This is a genomic window from Mycobacterium sp. IS-1742, assembly GCF_001500125.1.
Classification (GTDB): domain Bacteria; phylum Actinomycetota; class Actinomycetes; order Mycobacteriales; family Mycobacteriaceae; genus Mycobacterium.
In genome coordinates this window covers 209,520-225,271 of record NZ_LQIV01000034.1, presented here as the reverse complement: position 1 = coordinate 225,271, position 15,752 = coordinate 209,520, and the positions used below count along the sequence as shown (strand labels likewise).

The 15,752-nt window shown below is 67.5% G+C and carries 10 protein-coding genes; 4 read left to right on the top strand and 6 right to left on the bottom strand.

The features are described 5' to 3' along the window. Window positions 1-41 precede the first annotated feature (41 nt). Complete coding sequence (locus tag AU196_RS18515) at window positions 42-1,205, bottom strand: phosphatase PAP2 family protein (RefSeq protein ID WP_157546480.1); 1,164 nt, start codon at window positions 1,203-1,205, stop codon at window positions 42-44. A 96-nt stretch (window positions 1,206-1,301) separates the two neighbouring features. Then, entirely contained in the window at window positions 1,302-2,051 is a 750-nt protein-coding gene (locus AU196_RS18510) for a deoxyribonuclease IV (protein WP_059096520.1), read from the bottom strand. Window positions 2,052-2,120: 69 nt separating this feature from the next. On the opposite strand from AU196_RS18510, the gene AU196_RS18505 reads away from it, so the two are divergent. Beyond that, window positions 2,121-2,504, top strand: coding sequence for a carboxymuconolactone decarboxylase family protein (locus AU196_RS18505; protein WP_059096519.1), 384 nt, complete (start codon window positions 2,121-2,123; stop codon window positions 2,502-2,504). 11 nt (window positions 2,505-2,515) lie between these two features. Continuing rightward, entirely contained in the window at window positions 2,516-3,403 is an 888-nt protein-coding gene (locus AU196_RS18500; RefSeq protein WP_059096654.1) for an NAD(P)-dependent oxidoreductase, read from the top strand. Between the two features lie 7 nt (window positions 3,404-3,410). Here AU196_RS18500 and AU196_RS18495 read toward each other — a convergent pair whose 3' ends face one another. Next, window positions 3,411-4,391, bottom strand: a complete 981-nt coding sequence (locus AU196_RS18495; protein WP_059096518.1) for a calcium/sodium antiporter — start codon at window positions 4,389-4,391, stop codon at window positions 3,411-3,413. 91 nt (window positions 4,392-4,482) lie between these two features. On the opposite strand from AU196_RS18495, the gene AU196_RS18490 reads away from it, so the two are divergent. Then, complete coding sequence (locus AU196_RS18490; RefSeq protein ID WP_059096517.1) at window positions 4,483-5,364, top strand: crotonase/enoyl-CoA hydratase family protein; 882 nt, start codon at window positions 4,483-4,485, stop codon at window positions 5,362-5,364. 60 nt (window positions 5,365-5,424) lie between these two features. Here the strand turns inward: AU196_RS18490 and AU196_RS18485 are convergent, their stop codons facing one another. From AU196_RS18485 to AU196_RS18475, 3 genes are all read right to left on the bottom strand, one after another. Beyond that, window positions 5,425-9,372 carry a DNA-directed RNA polymerase subunit beta' gene (locus AU196_RS18485; RefSeq protein WP_059096516.1) on the bottom strand — a complete coding sequence of 1,316 codons (3,948 nt, stop codon included), beginning with the start codon at window positions 9,370-9,372 and terminating at the stop codon, window positions 5,425-5,427. 57 nt (window positions 9,373-9,429) lie between these two features. Continuing rightward, the gene (gene rpoB / locus AU196_RS18480; protein ID WP_502687271.1) at window positions 9,430-12,930 is read right to left on the bottom strand and encodes a DNA-directed RNA polymerase subunit beta; all 3,501 of its coding nucleotides are present in this window, start codon (window positions 12,928-12,930) and stop codon (window positions 9,430-9,432) included. 529 nt (window positions 12,931-13,459) lie between these two features. Then, window positions 13,460-14,545, bottom strand: a complete 1,086-nt coding sequence (locus tag AU196_RS18475; protein WP_059096514.1) for an ABC transporter ATP-binding protein — start codon at window positions 14,543-14,545, stop codon at window positions 13,460-13,462. A gap of 186 nt (window positions 14,546-14,731) precedes the next feature. Here AU196_RS18475 and glsA point away from each other — a divergent pair, with 186 nt between their 5' ends. Further along, window positions 14,732-15,739, top strand: a complete 1,008-nt coding sequence (glsA, locus tag AU196_RS18470) for a glutaminase A (protein ID WP_059096513.1) — start codon at window positions 14,732-14,734, stop codon at window positions 15,737-15,739. Window positions 15,740-15,752: the final 13 nt, after the last annotated feature.

The window sequence follows — 15,752 nt, the reverse complement described above, 5'->3', positions numbered from 1 at the left end:
GTTACACCTACGTCGACAACCGCACAAGACCTGTAATACGCTCAGCGCGGGTCGAGTTCTCCCACGGCAGCCCGGTGCTCGACCGGAACCGCCGCGACCTGGTCCCCTTCCGGATGGGAGGTCACCCGGTCCGGACTGCCGTCGAGACGCTCGGCCGCGGCCCTCGACCTGCGCCAGGCGTCGTAGCGGTTGAGCGCGACCACCGCGACCGCGGCGAACGCCCAGCCCAGCAGGATGTCGACGACGTAGTGCTCGGCGGTGTACACCAGCGTGAAGGCCATCACCAGCACGTAGCCGACCAGCACCGGACGCCACCCGCGGTGGACGCGGTGCCACAGGAACGCCGCGATCGCCGCGGTCATCCCGGCGTGCAGCGACGGGATGGCCGCCACCAGGTTCACACTCGCCTGCCCGGCGTCGAGCAGTGCCGTCGCCGAGTGCAGGTTCAACTTGCCCCACCCGCGCCCGACGATCCGCTCGATCCACTGGTTCGCGCCGTCCTGGCTGAACTGCATCGAGCCGAGGACGCCGCCGTCGGGCACGCCGCGGGCGGAACGGAACATGCACCGCGGATCCGACGGACCGCCCTCCACGTCGGCCGCCGTGCAGCGCGCCGCGGCCCACGGCGGCGCGGCCGGGAACAACGCGTAGACGATCAGCGCGGCGACGTTCAGGCCGACGAACAACCGCACGAACGCCTTCCACTCCTCGCGGTTGCGCAGCCACAGCACGCCGGCGATCACGTACGGGAGGATGAAGAACGACATGTAGACGGTGCTGATGCCGATCTCCCACCACGGTGGGGTGCGCTCTTTGAGCCGCTCCTGCAGCCATACGGTCGGCATCGTCCCGAAGAAGAGCCACCGGTCGGCGTCGGCCTGCCAGTGCCACAGGGTGGGCCTACCGATCAGCGTGGCCGCGCCGCGGCTCAGGTCGTAGGCCAGCAGGACCAGCGCGAACGGCAGCCAGTCGCGGATCACGAACAGCATCCGGCGGCCCCGGCCGATGCTCGCGGCCAGCAGTCCGGTGGCGATGTAGAGCAGCACCAGTTCGCGGTTGAAGGCCAGACCGTCGGTGGCCGTGCGATACACCACGACGACGGCCCACACGGCGATCGCCGTCCACCGCGCGATCGTCAGCCAACGCCTCCTCGAGGAGACGTCAGGTGGCGTCAGCGCAATCGACGACTGGTCAACCGCGGACACATCGGCCTTTCGGAGTCGGTGCTGGTCCGACTGAGCCTAGTTAACCGTTCCGCTACCCGTCGTTCGACGTCCGTTTGCGCGATCGAAGTGTGACCCTCAGAGGTTCTCGCGCAGGAAGGCGATGTCGTCTTTGCGGCCGTCGTCGGAGGTCTCGCAGATGACCGGCGCATCGGCGGCCTGCACCACCGCGACGAGCAGTTGCGGATCGATCTGGCCGTTGCCGAAGTTGGCGTGCCGGTCGGCCCCCGACCCCGCCGCATCGCGGGAGTCGTTGCAGTGGACCAGGTCGATCCGCCCGGTGATGCGCTTGATCCGCGAGACGGCGTCGATCAGCGCCTCGCCGGCCGCCCAGGCGTGGCAGGTGTCGAGGCAGAAGCCGATGCCGTAGTCGCCGATGTGGTCCCACAGCCGGCCGATGGTGTCGAAGTAGCGGGCCATGGCGTGCTCGCCGCCGGCGGTGTTCTCCAGGTAGACGGGCACCGTGGTCTCGAGCCGGTCGAGCGCCTTGACCCACCGCTCGAACCCGGCCTCCATGTCCTTGTCGTCGGCGTGCCCGCCGTGCACGATCACCGCGGTGGCGCCCACCTCGGCCGCCGCGTCGCAGGTGTCCTGAAGGATCTTGCGCGACGGGATCCGCACCCGGTTGTTCGCCGACGCCACGTTGATCAGGTACGGCGCGTGGACGTAGAGCGGGATGCTCGAGGCCTTCAGCGTCTCGGCGTCCTCGCGGGGTTTGGGCTTCTTCCAGCTCTGCGGGTCGCCGAGGAAGAACTGCACCACGTCGGCGCCGTCGGCCTCGGCGGCGGCCAGGGGATCGTCGTTGCGGACATGGGAACCGATGAGCACGCCGTCGAGTCTAGGCGCGGGGGCCGACATGCCGGCCGGCGCGCTCCGCGGCGCGCACAATGACTCCCCATGGATCAGGACACCTATGACAAGGGCAGGCGGGTACGCACCGAGGTCCTCGGCGAGGCCTACGTACGCAACGCCACGGCCGGCGCCGACGAGTTCGCCAAGCCGCTGCAGGATCTGCTCACCGAGTACTGCTGGGGTGCGGTGTGGGGCCGCGACGGGCTGCCGCGCACCGTCCGCAGCATGCTCAACATCGCGATGCTCTCGGTGCTCAACCGGCCCCACGAACTGCGCACCCACATCCGGGGGGCGCTGACCAACGGTGTCACACGCGAGGAGATCCAAGAGGTGCTGCTGCAGGTGACCGTCTACGCCGGCGCGCCCGCGGGTGTCGACGGATTCCGCGCGGCGCGCGAGGTGTTCACCGAACTCGACGGCGGGCAGTGACGGTGGCGGGTCTGGATCTCGGGTTCATCGGGCTCGGCAACATGGGGCTGCCGATGGTCGGACGGCTGGTCGCAGCGGGTCACCGGGTCGTCGCGTTCGATCCCCGCGGTGAGGCGCTCGACGCCGCGGCGGCGCTCGGCGCGCAGGCCGCGCCGTCGGTCCGGGCCGTCGGCGACCGCGCGGACACGGTGTTGGCCAGCCTGCCGACGCCGGAGGTGTCGAAGCAGGTGGCCACCGGCCCCGACGGCGTCCTCGACGGCACGCGAGTCAAGCAGTTCGTCGACCTCTCCACGGTCGGCAGCACGGTCGCCGGTGACAATCACGACGTGCTGGCGGCGCGCGGCATCGCGGCGTTCGACGCCCCGGTCAGCGGCGGTGTCGCGGGTGCGGAGAACGGGACGCTGGCGGTCATGGTCTCCGGACCGCGCGAGCGATTCGACACCGTGGCGCCTGCGCTCGAGGCGATCGGCCGGCCCATCTTCGTCGGCGAGACACCCGGTGCGGCACAGACCATGAAGCTGATGAACAACCTCGTGGCGGCCACGACCCTGGCGGTCACCGCGGAGGTCATGGTGATGGGCGTGAAGGCCGGTCTCGCACCGCAGACCATCCTCGACGTCCTCAACGCCGGCTCCGGGGCCACGCACGCCAGCCGTGACAAGTTCCCCCGCGCGGTGCTGCCGCGCACCTTCGACTACGGCTTCGCCACCGGCCTGATGGTCAAGGACGTCCGGCTCTACGTCGACGAGGCACAGACGGCGGGATCTCCGGCACCGATCGCCGCCGCGGTGCGCGAGATCTGGGAGCAGGTCATGGCCGAGTGCGGCCCCGACTCCGATTTCACGTCGGTGGTCAAACCCTTCGAGGACGCGGCGGGTGTGGTGATCGACGGCCGGTGAGGCCGTGTCAGGTCTGCGTGCTGAGCAGGAAGGCGAGATACCCGAGGTACACGACGACCATCGCGCCGCCCTCGCCGCGGGACACCCGGCGTCCGGACAGGAAGATCGGGACACAGGCCAGGGCGACGGTGACCATGATGGGGATGTCGATGCGCACCAGGCTCTCCGGCAGCGCGATGCCGTCGGCGACCAGACAGGTGAGGCCGAGGATCAGCAGGATGTTGTAGACCGAGCTGCCGATCAGGTTGCCGATCGCGACGTCGCGGTCACCGCGCAGTGTGGAGATCACCGTGGTCATCAGCTCCGGTGCGGACGTGCCGATGGCCACCACCGTCAGCCCGATCAGCGCGTCGGACACTCCGAGTTCCCGGGACACCCCGACCGCGCCGTCGACGAGCCAGTCCGCACCGACCACCAGGAGCGCGATGCCGCCGACGGTCATCACGACGTCCATCACCGCACCGCGTCCGCCCGTCATGACCGTGCCGACCGCGCCGGGCCCGAACTCGTCGGCGAACTCCAGCGCAACCTGCCGAGACTCCCGTCGAGCCGACTGCACCACCGCAACCGTGTAGCCGACCGCGCAGGTGACCAGGATCGTCCCGTCGAGCCGGGACAAGAGGCCGTCAGCGGCCAGCAACCAGAACAGCACCGCGACACCGGCCATTACCGGAAGTTCGGAGCGGATGGTCCGCATCTGCAGTGCGAGCGGCACCAGCAGCGCGCTGAGGCCGAGGATCAGCAGCACGTTGACCACGTTGGTGCCGGCGATGTTGCCCACCGCGAGCGCACCGGTACCCTCCCCCACCGCGATCACACCGACGGCGAGTTCGGGCATGCTGGTGCCGATCGAGACCACGGTGAGGCCGATGACGATCGGGGTGACGCCCAACCTCGACGCCAGCGCGGTCGCGCCGCGGACCATCACCTCGGACCCCACGGCCAACACGGTCAGCCCGGCGAGGAACCACGCGGCGTTCGTCAGCATCTCCGCAGAACCTAGTCAGTGCGACCGCGCGGGGCCAGAAGCGGTGCGCTGCTACCGTCCGACATGATCCGGCCGACCATGGGAGACCGATGTGGAACTGACCACGCTGCAGCACGACGTCGACGACAACGTGCTCGTGGTGACGCTCAACCGTCCCGACCACCTGAATGCGTTCACCGTGGCGATGGCCGAGGAACTGGAATGGACCTTCCAGCACGTCAACGAGCGTGACGACATCCGAGCGGTGATCGTGACCGGGGCCGGGCGGGCCTTCTGCGCGGGTATGGATCTCGCGGCGTCGGGTAACGCGTTCGGGCTCGACGAGACGCAACGGCCGACGCTCGCCGACATGGACCACCTGTCCGACCCGAACCTGAGCCGGGTCCGCGACACCGGAGGGCGGGTCACGTTGGCCATCCACGCCTGCCGCAAACCGGTGATCGCCGCGATCAACGGCGCGGCGGTCGGGATCGGGGCGACGATGACGCTGGCGATGGATGCCCGCCTGATCGCCGATCGCGGTCGGATCGGTTTCGTGTTCGGCAAACTCGGGATCACCCCCGAGGCGGCGTCGACGTGGTTCCTGCCGCGGATCGTCGGCCTGGACGCGGCGCTGGACCTCGTGTTCTCGGCCGACATCCTCGACGCGGAGTCGGCCCACCGGATCGGCCTGGTCCGTTCGGTGCACAGTGCCGACGAACTGCTCGGTGCGGCGAAGGCTCTCGCGGACCGGTGGACCAAGGGCCGCTCCCCGGTCGCCGTGGCGCTCGCTCGTCAGATGCTCCACCGCAACGTCACGCTCGACCATCCGGTCGACGCCCACCGGGTCGACTCGCTGGCGATGTTCTACACCAGCATCGGCGACGGCGCCGACGGCGCCGCCGCGTTCCGCGAGAAGCGGGAGCCGCGGTTCACCGCGCGCGCCTCGGCCGACATGCCGCCGTTCTACGACGAGTGGATCAGCGGCACCTGACCGCAGGCCCTCCAACGAAAAAGCCCCCGGGGCGAACCCGGGGGCTTTCTCGTGACGTGACTAGCGGTAGTCGCTGTATCCGTAGTCGTCCAGCGGCACCGCAGCGCCGGTCGCCTGGCCGAAGTCGGGGCTGTAGTACTGATCCTCGTAGGACGGGATCGTGTACGCCGCGGCCCGCGCCTCTTCGGTCGGCTGCACCTGGATGTTGCGGTAGCGGTTGATCCCGGTACCGGCCGGGATCAGCTTGCCGATGATCACGTTCTCCTTCAGACCCTGCAGCTTGTCGCTGCGGCAGTTGATCGCCGCATCGGTCAGCACGCGAGTGGTCTCCTGGAACGACGCCGCCGACAGCCACGAATCCGTGGCCAGCGATGCCTTCGTGATACCCATCAGCACCGGGCGGCCGGCGGCGGGCTCGCCACCTTCCGCGACGACGCGACGGTTCTCCGACTCGAACTCCGCACGCTCGGTCAGCGAGCCGGGCAGGAACTCCGTCGCACCCGAATCGATGATCGTGACGCGACGCAGCATCTGCCGGACGATGACCTCGATGTGCTTGTCGTGGATCGACACGCCCTGGGCCCGGTAGACCTCCTGGACCTCGTGGACCAGGTGGATCTGCACCTCACGCGGACCCTGCACACGCAGGACCTCGTGCGGATCGGCCGAACCCTCCATCAGCTGGTCGCCGACCTCGACGTGGTCGCCGTCGGAGAGCACACCTTCGGAGCCGTCCTCGTGCTTGATCACGCGCAGCCGCTGACGCTTGGAGAGCTTGTCGTAGACCACTTCCTCGCCACCGTCGTCCGGGACGATGGTGATCTTGTAGAAGCGCTCGCCCTCCTCGAGCTGCACCCGGCCGGAGACGTCGGCGATCGGCGCCTTGTTGCGCGGCACGCGGGCCTCGAACAGCTCCTGCACGCGGGGCAGACCGCCGGTGATGTCCTCACCCACACCGCCCTGGTGGAAGGTGCGCATGGTCAGCTGCGTGCCGGGCTCGCCGATGGACTGCGCGGCCACGATGCCGACGGCCTCACCGATGTCGACCAGCTTGCCGGTCGCCATCGACCGGCCGTAGCACATGGCGCACACACCGCTGGCCGACGCACAGGTCAGCACCGAACGCACCTTGACGTGGTCGATGCCGGCCGCCAGCAGCTTGTCGATGGCCGGATCGCCCAGGTCGTGCCCGCGCTCGATGACGACGTTGCCGTCGGCGTCGACCGCGTCGGTGGCCAGGGTCCGCGCGAACGCCGAGGTCTCGACATGCGGATCGCGGATGAGCGAGCCGTCGGGCTGACGCTCGGCCAGCGTGACGTTGATGCCACGCTCGGTCTCGCAGTCGTGCTCGCGCACGATGACGTCCTGGCTGACGTCGACCAGACGACGGGTCAGGTAACCCGAGTCGGCGGTACGCAGAGCGGTGTCCGCCAGACCCTTACGGGCGCCGTGGGTGTTGATGAAGTACTCCAGCACCGTCAGGCCCTCGCGGAACGAGGACTTGATCGGCCGCGGGATGAACTCACCCTTCGGGTTGGTCACCAGACCCTTCATGCCGGCCAGCGTTCTGGTCTGCGTGAAGTTACCCGTGGCGCCCGACTTCACGATCGTGATGATCGGGTTGTCCGCCGGGTAGTGCTCCTCAAGGGCCTTACCGACCTCTTCGGTGGCGTCCTGCCAGATCTTGACCAGCGAGTCGTTGCGCTCCTTGTGGTTCAGGGCGCCACGCTGGTACTTGCGCTCGATCCCGTCGGCTTCGCGCTCGTAGCGGTCGAGGATCTCCTGCTTCTGTGGCGGCACGAGCACGTCGGCCATCGAGACCGTGACACCCGAACGGGTGGCCCAGTGGAAACCGGCGTCCTTGAGCTTGTCGACGGTCTGCGCCACGACGATCATCGGGAAGCGCTCGGCCAGATCGTTGATGATCCGGGCCTGGACCTTCTTGTGCATCTGCTCGTTGATGAACGGATACGAGATCGGCAGCAGCTCGTTGAACAGCACGCGACCCAGCGTGGTCTCGGCGGTCCAGGCGTCGCCCGGCTTCCAGCCGTTCTCGAACAGCTCCTGCTCCAGGGCGGCCGGCGGCCGCAGCTGGGTCAGGCGCACCTTGATCTTCGCGCGCACGCTCAGCGCACCGCGGTCCATCGCCATGATCGCCTCGGCGGGCGAGCTGTAGACGCCCTCCTCCGGCTGATCCTTGGCGGCGGGGCGGTACTCGCCCTTGTCGCCCTCGATCATCGTGGTCAGGAAGTACAGACCGGTGACCATGTCCAGACGCGGCATGGCCAGCGGCTTACCCGACGCGGGCGACAGGATGTTGTTGCTGGACAGCATCAGGATGCGGGCCTCGGCCTGCGCCTCCGCACTCAGCGGGAGGTGCACGGCCATCTGGTCGCCGTCGAAGTCGGCGTTGAACGCCTCACAGACCAGCGGGTGCAGCTGGATGGCCTTGCCCTCCACCAGCTGCGGCTCGAAGGCCTGGATGCCCAGGCGGTGCAGCGTGGGTGCGCGGTTGAGCAGCACCGGATGCTCGGCGATGACCTCTTCGAGCACGTCCCACACCTGCGGACGCTGACGCTCCACCATGCGCTTGGCGCTCTTGATGTTCTGCGCGTGGTTCAGGTCGACCAGACGCTTCATCACGAACGGCTTGAACAGCTCGAGCGCCATCAGCTTCGGCAGACCGCACTGGTGCAGCTTGAGCTGCGGGCCGACGACGATGACCGAACGGCCCGAGTAGTCGACGCGCTTGCCGAGCAGGTTCTGACGGAACCGGCCCTGCTTGCCCTTGAGCAGATCGGACAGCGACTTGAGCGGACGGTTGCCGGGCCCGGTGACGGGCCGGCCGCGACGGCCGTTGTCGAACAGCGCGTCCACCGACTCCTGCAGCATGCGCTTCTCGTTGTTGACGATGATCTCGGGCGCGCCGAGGTCGATCAGTCGCTTCAACCGGTTGTTGCGGTTGATCACGCGGCGGTACAGGTCGTTCAGGTCGGAGGTGGCGAAGCGGCCACCGTCGAGCTGAACCATCGGGCGCAGCTCCGGCGGGATCACCGGAACGGCGTCGAGGACCATGCCCATCGGCGAGTTGGCGTTGCTCTGGAACGCCGCGACGACCTTGAGCCGCTTGAGCGCACGGAGCTTCTTCTGCCCCTTGCCGTTCTTGATGGTGTCGCGCAGGTTCTCGGCCTCGGCGTCGATGTCGAAGTTCTCGATGAGCTTCTTGATCGACTCCGCGCCCATGGCACCGGTGAAGTACTCGCCGTAGCGGTCGACGAGCTCGCGGTAGAGCACCTCGTCGACGATGAGCTGCTTGGGAGCCAGCTTGGTGAAGGTGGTCCAGATCTCGTCGAGCCGGTCCAGCTCACGCTGGGCCCGGTCGCGGAGCTGACGCATCTCCCGCTCGCCGCCGTCGCGCACCTTGCGGCGCACATCGCTCTTGGCGCCTTCGGCCTCGAGCTCGGCCAGGTCGGCTTCGAGCTTCTGGGCCCGGGCCTCCAGGTCGGCGTCGCGCTGATCCTCGACGGCCTTCTTCTCGACGACCATCTCGGCCTCGAGGGTCGAGAGCTCGTTGTGGCGCATCTCGTCGTTGACGTCGGTGATGACGTACGCCGCGAAGTAGATGATCTTCTCGAGATCCTTCGGGGCCAGGTCGAGCAGGTAGCCCAACCGCGACGGCACACCCTTGAAGTACCAGATGTGCGTGACGGGCGCGGCCAGCTCGATGTGGCCCATCCGCTCACGGCGCACCTTGGCGCGGGTCACCTCGACGCCGCAGCGCTCGCAGATGATGCCCTTGAAGCGGACGCGCTTGTACTTACCGCAGTAGCACTCCCAGTCGCGAGTCGGTCCGAAGATCTTCTCGCAGAACAAGCCGTCCTTCTCGGGCTTGAGCGTGCGGTAGTTGATGGTCTCCGGCTTCTTGACCTCACCGTAGGACCACTGACGGATGTCGTCCGCGGTCGCGAGACCGATGCGGAGTTCATCGAAGAAGTTGACGTCTAGCACGTAACTCCCTTTCCCCTTTCGGGACTAGAAATCTGAATCACCGCGGCTACGCCGCGATCAGGCCAGGTCTTCGACAGAGGCGGACTCGTTGCGGGACAGGTTGATGCCGAGGTTGGCAGCGGCACGCTCCAGGTCCTCGTCGTCACCGTCGCGCATCTCGATCGCCGCGCCGTCCGAAGACAGCACCTCGACATTCAGGCAGAGCGACTGCAGCTCCTTGAGAAGCACCTTGAACGACTCCGGGATACCGGGTTCGGGGATGTTCTCGCCCTTGACGATGGCCTCGTACACCTTGACGCGGCCGACGGTGTCGTCGGACTTGATCGTCAGCAGCTCCTGCAGCGTGTAGGCGGCGCCGTAGGCCTGCATGGCCCAGCACTCCATCTCGCCGAACCGCTGACCACCGAACTGCGCCTTACCACCGAGCGGCTGCTGGGTGATCATCGAGTACGGACCGGTCGAGCGGGCGTGGATCTTGTCGTCCACCAGGTGGTGCAGCTTGAGGATGTACATGTAGCCGACCGTCACCGGGTACGGGAACGGCTCGCCACTGCGTCCGTCGAACAACTCGGCCTTGCCGTCCTCGTTGACCATGACGTCGCCGTCGCGGTTGGGCAGCGTGGAGCCGAGCAGACCCGACAGCTCGTTCTCGCGGGCACCGTCGAACACCGGGGTGGCGACGATGCTGTCCGACGGAGCCGAGTACAGCTCCTCGGGCAGCTTCTCCGCCCAGTCCGGCACACCCTCGGCGCCGGCCACGTTGATGTTCCAGCCGGCCTTGGCGACCCACCCGAGGTGGGTTTCCAGGATCTGGCCGATGTTCATACGACGCGGCACGCCGTGGGTGTTCAGGATGATGTCCACCGGGGTGCCGTCGGGCAGGAACGGCATGTCCTCGACGGGCAGGATCTTGCCGATGACGCCCTTGTTCCCGTGGCGTCCGGCCAGCTTGTCGCCGTCGGAGATCTTGCGCTTCTGCGCGACGTACACGCGGACCAGCTCGTTGACGCCGGCGGGCAGCTCGTCGTCGTCCTCGCGGGAGAACACGCGGATGCCGATGACCTTGCCGGACTCACCGTGGGGCACCTTGAGCGACGTGTCGCGGACCTCGCGCGCCTTCTCACCGAAGATCGCGCGGAGCAGCCGCTCCTCCGGGGTCAGCTCGGTCTCGCCCTTCGGGGTGACCTTGCCGACCAGGATGTCGCCGTCGCGGACCTCGGCGCCGATGCGGACGATGCCGCGCTCGTCGAGGTCGGCGAGCACCTCGTCGGAGACGTTCGGGATGTCCCGGGTGATCTCCTCGGCGCCCAGCTTGGTGTCGCGCGCATCGATCTCGTGCTCCTCGATGTGGATCGAGGTGAGCACGTCCTCCTCAACCAGGCGGTTGGAGAGGATGATCGCGTCCTCGTAGTTGTGGCCCTCCCACGGCATGATCGCCACGAGCAGGTTCTTGCCCAGGGCCATCTCACCGTTCTGGGTGCAGGGGCCGTCGGCGACGACCTGCCCCGCCTCGACACGCTGGCCGGCGTCCACGATCGGACGCTGGTTGGCGCAGGTGCCGTGGTTGGAGCGGGCGAACTTGCGCATCCGGTAGGTGTGCCGGGTGCCGTCGTCGGCCATCACGGTGATGTAGTCCGCGGAGACCTCTTCGACCACGCCCGCCTTCTCGCTGACGACGACGTCGCCGGCGTCGATCGCGGCGCGCAGCTCCATACCGGTGCCGACCAGCGGGGCCTCGCTGCGGACCAGCGGAACGGCCTGGCGCTGCATGTTGGCACCCATGAGGGCACGGTTGGCGTCGTCGTGCTCGAGGAACGGGATCATCGCCGTCGCAACCGACACCATCTGGCGCGGTGAGACGTCCATGTAGTCCACCTCGGTCGCCGAGACGAACTCGACCTCGCCGCCCTTACGGCGGACCAGGACGCGGTCCTCGGTGAAGTGGCCCTCGTCGTCGAGCGGCGAGTTGGCCTGCGCCACGACGTGGCGGTCCTCCTCGTCGGCGGTGAGGTAGTCGATCTGGTCGGTGACCACACCGTTCTCGACCTTGCGGTACGGCGTCTCGATGAAGCCGAACGGGTTGACCCGCGCGTACACCGACAGCGAGCCGATCAGGCCAATGTTCGGGCCCTCAGGGGTCTCGATCGGGCACATGCGGCCGTAGTGGCTCGAGTGCACGTCGCGGACCTCGAGGCCGGCGCGCTCACGGGACAGACCGCCGGGGCCCAGCGCCGACAGGCGGCGCTTGTGGGTCAGACCCGACAGCGGGTTGTTCTGGTCCATGAACTGCGACAGCTGGCTGGTGCCGAAGAACTCCTTGATCGCCGCCACGACGGGACGGATGTTGATCAGGGTCTGCGGCGTGATCGCCTCGACGTCCTGGGTGGTCATGCGCTCACGCACGACGCGTTCCATACGCGAGAGGCCGACGCGGATCTGGTTCTGGATCAGCTCGCCCACGGTCCGCAGACGACGGTTGCCGAAGTGGTCGATGTCGTCGACCTCGACGGGCACCTCGGTGCCGCCGGGCACGGTCATCACCGTGTCGCCCTGGTGCAGGCGCACCAGGTACTCGATGGTGGCGACGACGTCCTCTTCGGTCAGCGTCGAGCTGGTGATCGGCTGGCCGGTGTTGAGGCCCAGCTTCTTGTTGACCTTGTAGCGGCCGACGCGGGCCAGGTCGTAGCGCTTCTCCTTGAAGAACAGGTTCTCCAGCAGGGTCTGCGCGGACTCCTTGGTGGGGGGCTCGCCCGGACGCAGCTTCCGGTAGATGTCGAGCAGCGCCTCGTCGGTGCCTGCCGTGTTGTCCTTCTCCAGCGTGCTCATCATGATCTCGCTGAAGCCGAACCGCTCGGTGATCTGCTCGTTGGTCCAACCGAGGGCCTTGAGCAGCACGGTGACGGGCTGGCGGCGCTTGCGGTCGATGCGGACGCCGACGGTGTCGCGCTTGTCGACGTCGAACTCCAGCCACGCGCCGCGGCCGGGGATCACCTTGACGCTGTGCAGCGTCTTCTCGGTGGACTTGTCGATCGACTCGTCGAAGTACACACCCGGCGAGCGGACCAGCTGGCTCACCACGACACGCTCGGTGCCGTTGATGATGAAGGTGCCCTTCTCGGTCATCATCGGGAAATCACCCATGAAGACCGTCTGGCTCTTGATCTCACCGGTGTTGTTGTTGATGAACTCGGCCGTGACGAACAGCGGGGCCGCGTACGTCATGTCCTTGTCTTTGCACTCGTCGACGGGCGCCTTGACCTCGTCGAAGCGCGGATCGGAGAAGGACAGCGACATCGAGCCGGAGAAGTCCTCGATGGGCGAGAGCTCGGTCAGCACCTCTTCGAGGCCACCGGTCGGGTTCACGTCACCGCGTGCGACGGCCCGCTCGCGCCAGGCATCGGCGCCGATCAGCCAGTCGAAGGACTCCGTCTGCACGTCGAGAAGCCCCGGAACCTCGAGAGGCTCGCGGAGCTTGGCGAAGGAAATGCGATTTGGTGCTCCGGGAACGGAGTTATTGGTGATAGCTTTTGCTGACTTGCTCTGGCTAGAGACTGCCAAGATGCATCCTTCCAGCACCTCAAGCGACTACGGGAAGGGCAGGTGGCCGGTTCCGTTTGCCGCGTATCTGCGTCGGTTCGGCTGGCATAGCGGCCCGTCCGGACTCTCCGAAACACGGCACGCGTCTAGATCACTGAGTTTTGGGGCTCAGGCTGAGACTAGCGTGTCGGGTGCAGGTGAGGTGGGCAGGATGCAGCCAGCGCAACGTCCAACAATAGCGCAGGAGGGCGCATTCCTCAACTGCCATACAGCGGCGGTATGACACGACCGGTCAGGCGCTGGCTGGCGTCCTCAATCGGTGCATACATGCTGCCCAACAGATTGGCGCGTCAAACGGTGTCCGTCAAGAGATAACACGATCTTGGTGCGGAGTTCTGTCCTGGACCGGGCCGCGCCTCGACGCCGAGCGTGCGCTCACTGCGAGAAACCAGCCGGAGTTTCGCACTGCACGCACGTTCGGCGCAGACGGACCCCCACAAACACGTCAGCCCCGGCAGACTCTGCCGGGGCTGACGCGATAGTGGAAAGTTCAGGCCTCGCGCGACACGGGGATCGACGCGGTCGGGGCGTCGTCCTCGTGCTGACGGTGCCGGTGGGTCGACTCGTCGGGGTAATCCTGGACCTGCGAACCGCCGCCGGTGCTGTCGAGGTCCTCACGGATCGCCTGCTGGGCCTTCGGGGGCAGCGTGTGCAGGATCTCGCGCACACGAGCCTGCCGACGGCCGACCGCGCGACGCTCCGGCATACCCGGGGTCGCCTGGATCTGCGGCGGCACGCCCTCGATTTCCTCGACGCCGCCGTCGTGGTGACCGGCGTCGACCATGGCCTGCTCTTCGGCCATCGTCGACTCGTCCTTCTCCTCCGACATACCGATCGGCCCGAGACGCCGGCCGTTGAGGAACTGGCGCACCACCGGCTCGTCCGAGGTCAGCAGCACCTCGCGCGGGCCGAACATGACCAGGTGCTTGCGGAAGAGCATGCCCATGTTGTCGGGGACCGTGCGGGCGATGTTGATGTTGTGCGTGACGATGAGGATCGTGCAGTCGATCTGCGCGTTGATGTCGATCAGCAGCTGCGAGAGGTACGCGGTACGCACCGGGTCCAGACCGGAGTCGGGCTCGTCGCAGAGGATGATCTGCGGGTCCAGCACCAGCGACCGGGCCAGGCCGGCGCGCTTGCGCATACCGCCGGAGATCTCGCCGGGGAACTTGTTCTCGTCGCCGCCGAGACCGACGAGCTCCAACTTCTCCATGACGATCTTGCGGATCTCGCTCTCCTTCTTCTTCGTGTGCTCACGAAGCGGGAAAGCGGTGTTGTCGTAGAGGCTCATCGAGCCGAACAGCGCACCGTCCTGGAACATGACGCCGAACAGGGTGCGGATTTCGTAGAGCTCTTTGGCCGAGCACTCGATGATGTTGGTGCCGTCGACGATGATCTTGCCGCGCTCGGGGCGCAGCAGGCCGATGAGCGACTTCAGGAACACCGACTTACCGGTACCGGACGGGCCGAGCAGAACGCTGACCTCACCGGCCGGCACCTCCATGGTGACGTCTTCCCAGATTCGCTGGGGCCCGAAGGACTTCGTCAGTCCCTCAACCTGAATGCCAATGCCCACGCGCGATCCTTCCCAAGAGTGCCTTTTTGCCACGTCTACCAGGCTTGTGGCTTGAGTCACTGTAGCGCACACGGCTTCGGCCCACGGCGTGTGTGCCGAACCGCATACCCCAGTCCGGCGGATTGCGCTACGCAATACGCGTCGTGAGCTTGAATGGTGCAAGGGCCTGCGGGAAGGGGACCCCCGATGGACGTCGCGGTCGACGGGGTTGCCCAATTGGTGTCCACCGGCGGGCTGCCCGAACCCTCCGAGGTCGAGGCGCTGGTCGAGGCCGCCCACCGCCGATGCAGTGCGGAATCCGGCGGTGCGGTGGCCGACTACATCCCGGCGCTCGCGACGGCCGACCCGAACTGGTTCGCGGTGTGCGTGGCCGACGTCGACGGCGGTGTGCACTCGTCGGGCGACAGCGACGTCGAATTCTCCGTCCAGTCCATCTCGAAGGCCTTCGTCTACGCGCTCGTCTGCGACGAGTTCGGCCACGACGTGGTGCGCGACCGGATCGGTGTGAACAACACCGGCCTACCGTTCAACTCGATCATCGCGATCGAGCTCAACCACGGCCATCCGATGAACCCGATGGTCAACGCGGGTGCGATCGCCACCACCGCACTGGTTCGGGGAGACACCCCCGAGGAGAAGTGGGAGACCATCCGGGCCGGTCTCTCGGAGTTCGCCGGCCACCCGTTGGCGGTCGACGAGGTCGTCTACGAATCGGCGTCGCGAACGAATCAGCGCAACCGCGCGATCGCCCGACTGCTCGAGAGCTACGGGCGCATCGACGTCGATCCGCTCGCCGTGGTCGACGTCTACACCAGGCAGTGCGCGCTGCGGGTGACGACGGAAGACCTCGCCGTCATGGGCGCCACGTTGGCCGACGGCGGGGTCAACCCGAGGACGGGCCGACGGGTGGTGTCGGCGGACGTCTGCCGCGACACGCTGGCGATCCTGGCGGCCAACGGCGCGTACGAGCGGTCGGGGGAATGGCTCTTCGAGATCGGCCTGCCCGGGAAGTCGGGGGTGGCAGGCGGCATCGTCACCGTCGCCCCCGGCAAGGGCGGCATCGGCACGTTCTCCCCGCCGCTGGATCCGGCGGGCAACAGCGTGCGTGGCCAGCGGGCGACGGCCTATCTGTCCCGGGCGCTCGGGCTCAACATCTTCGCATCTCAGGCACATACGCGCGCGGCCCGCAGATGACGAAACCGCCCGG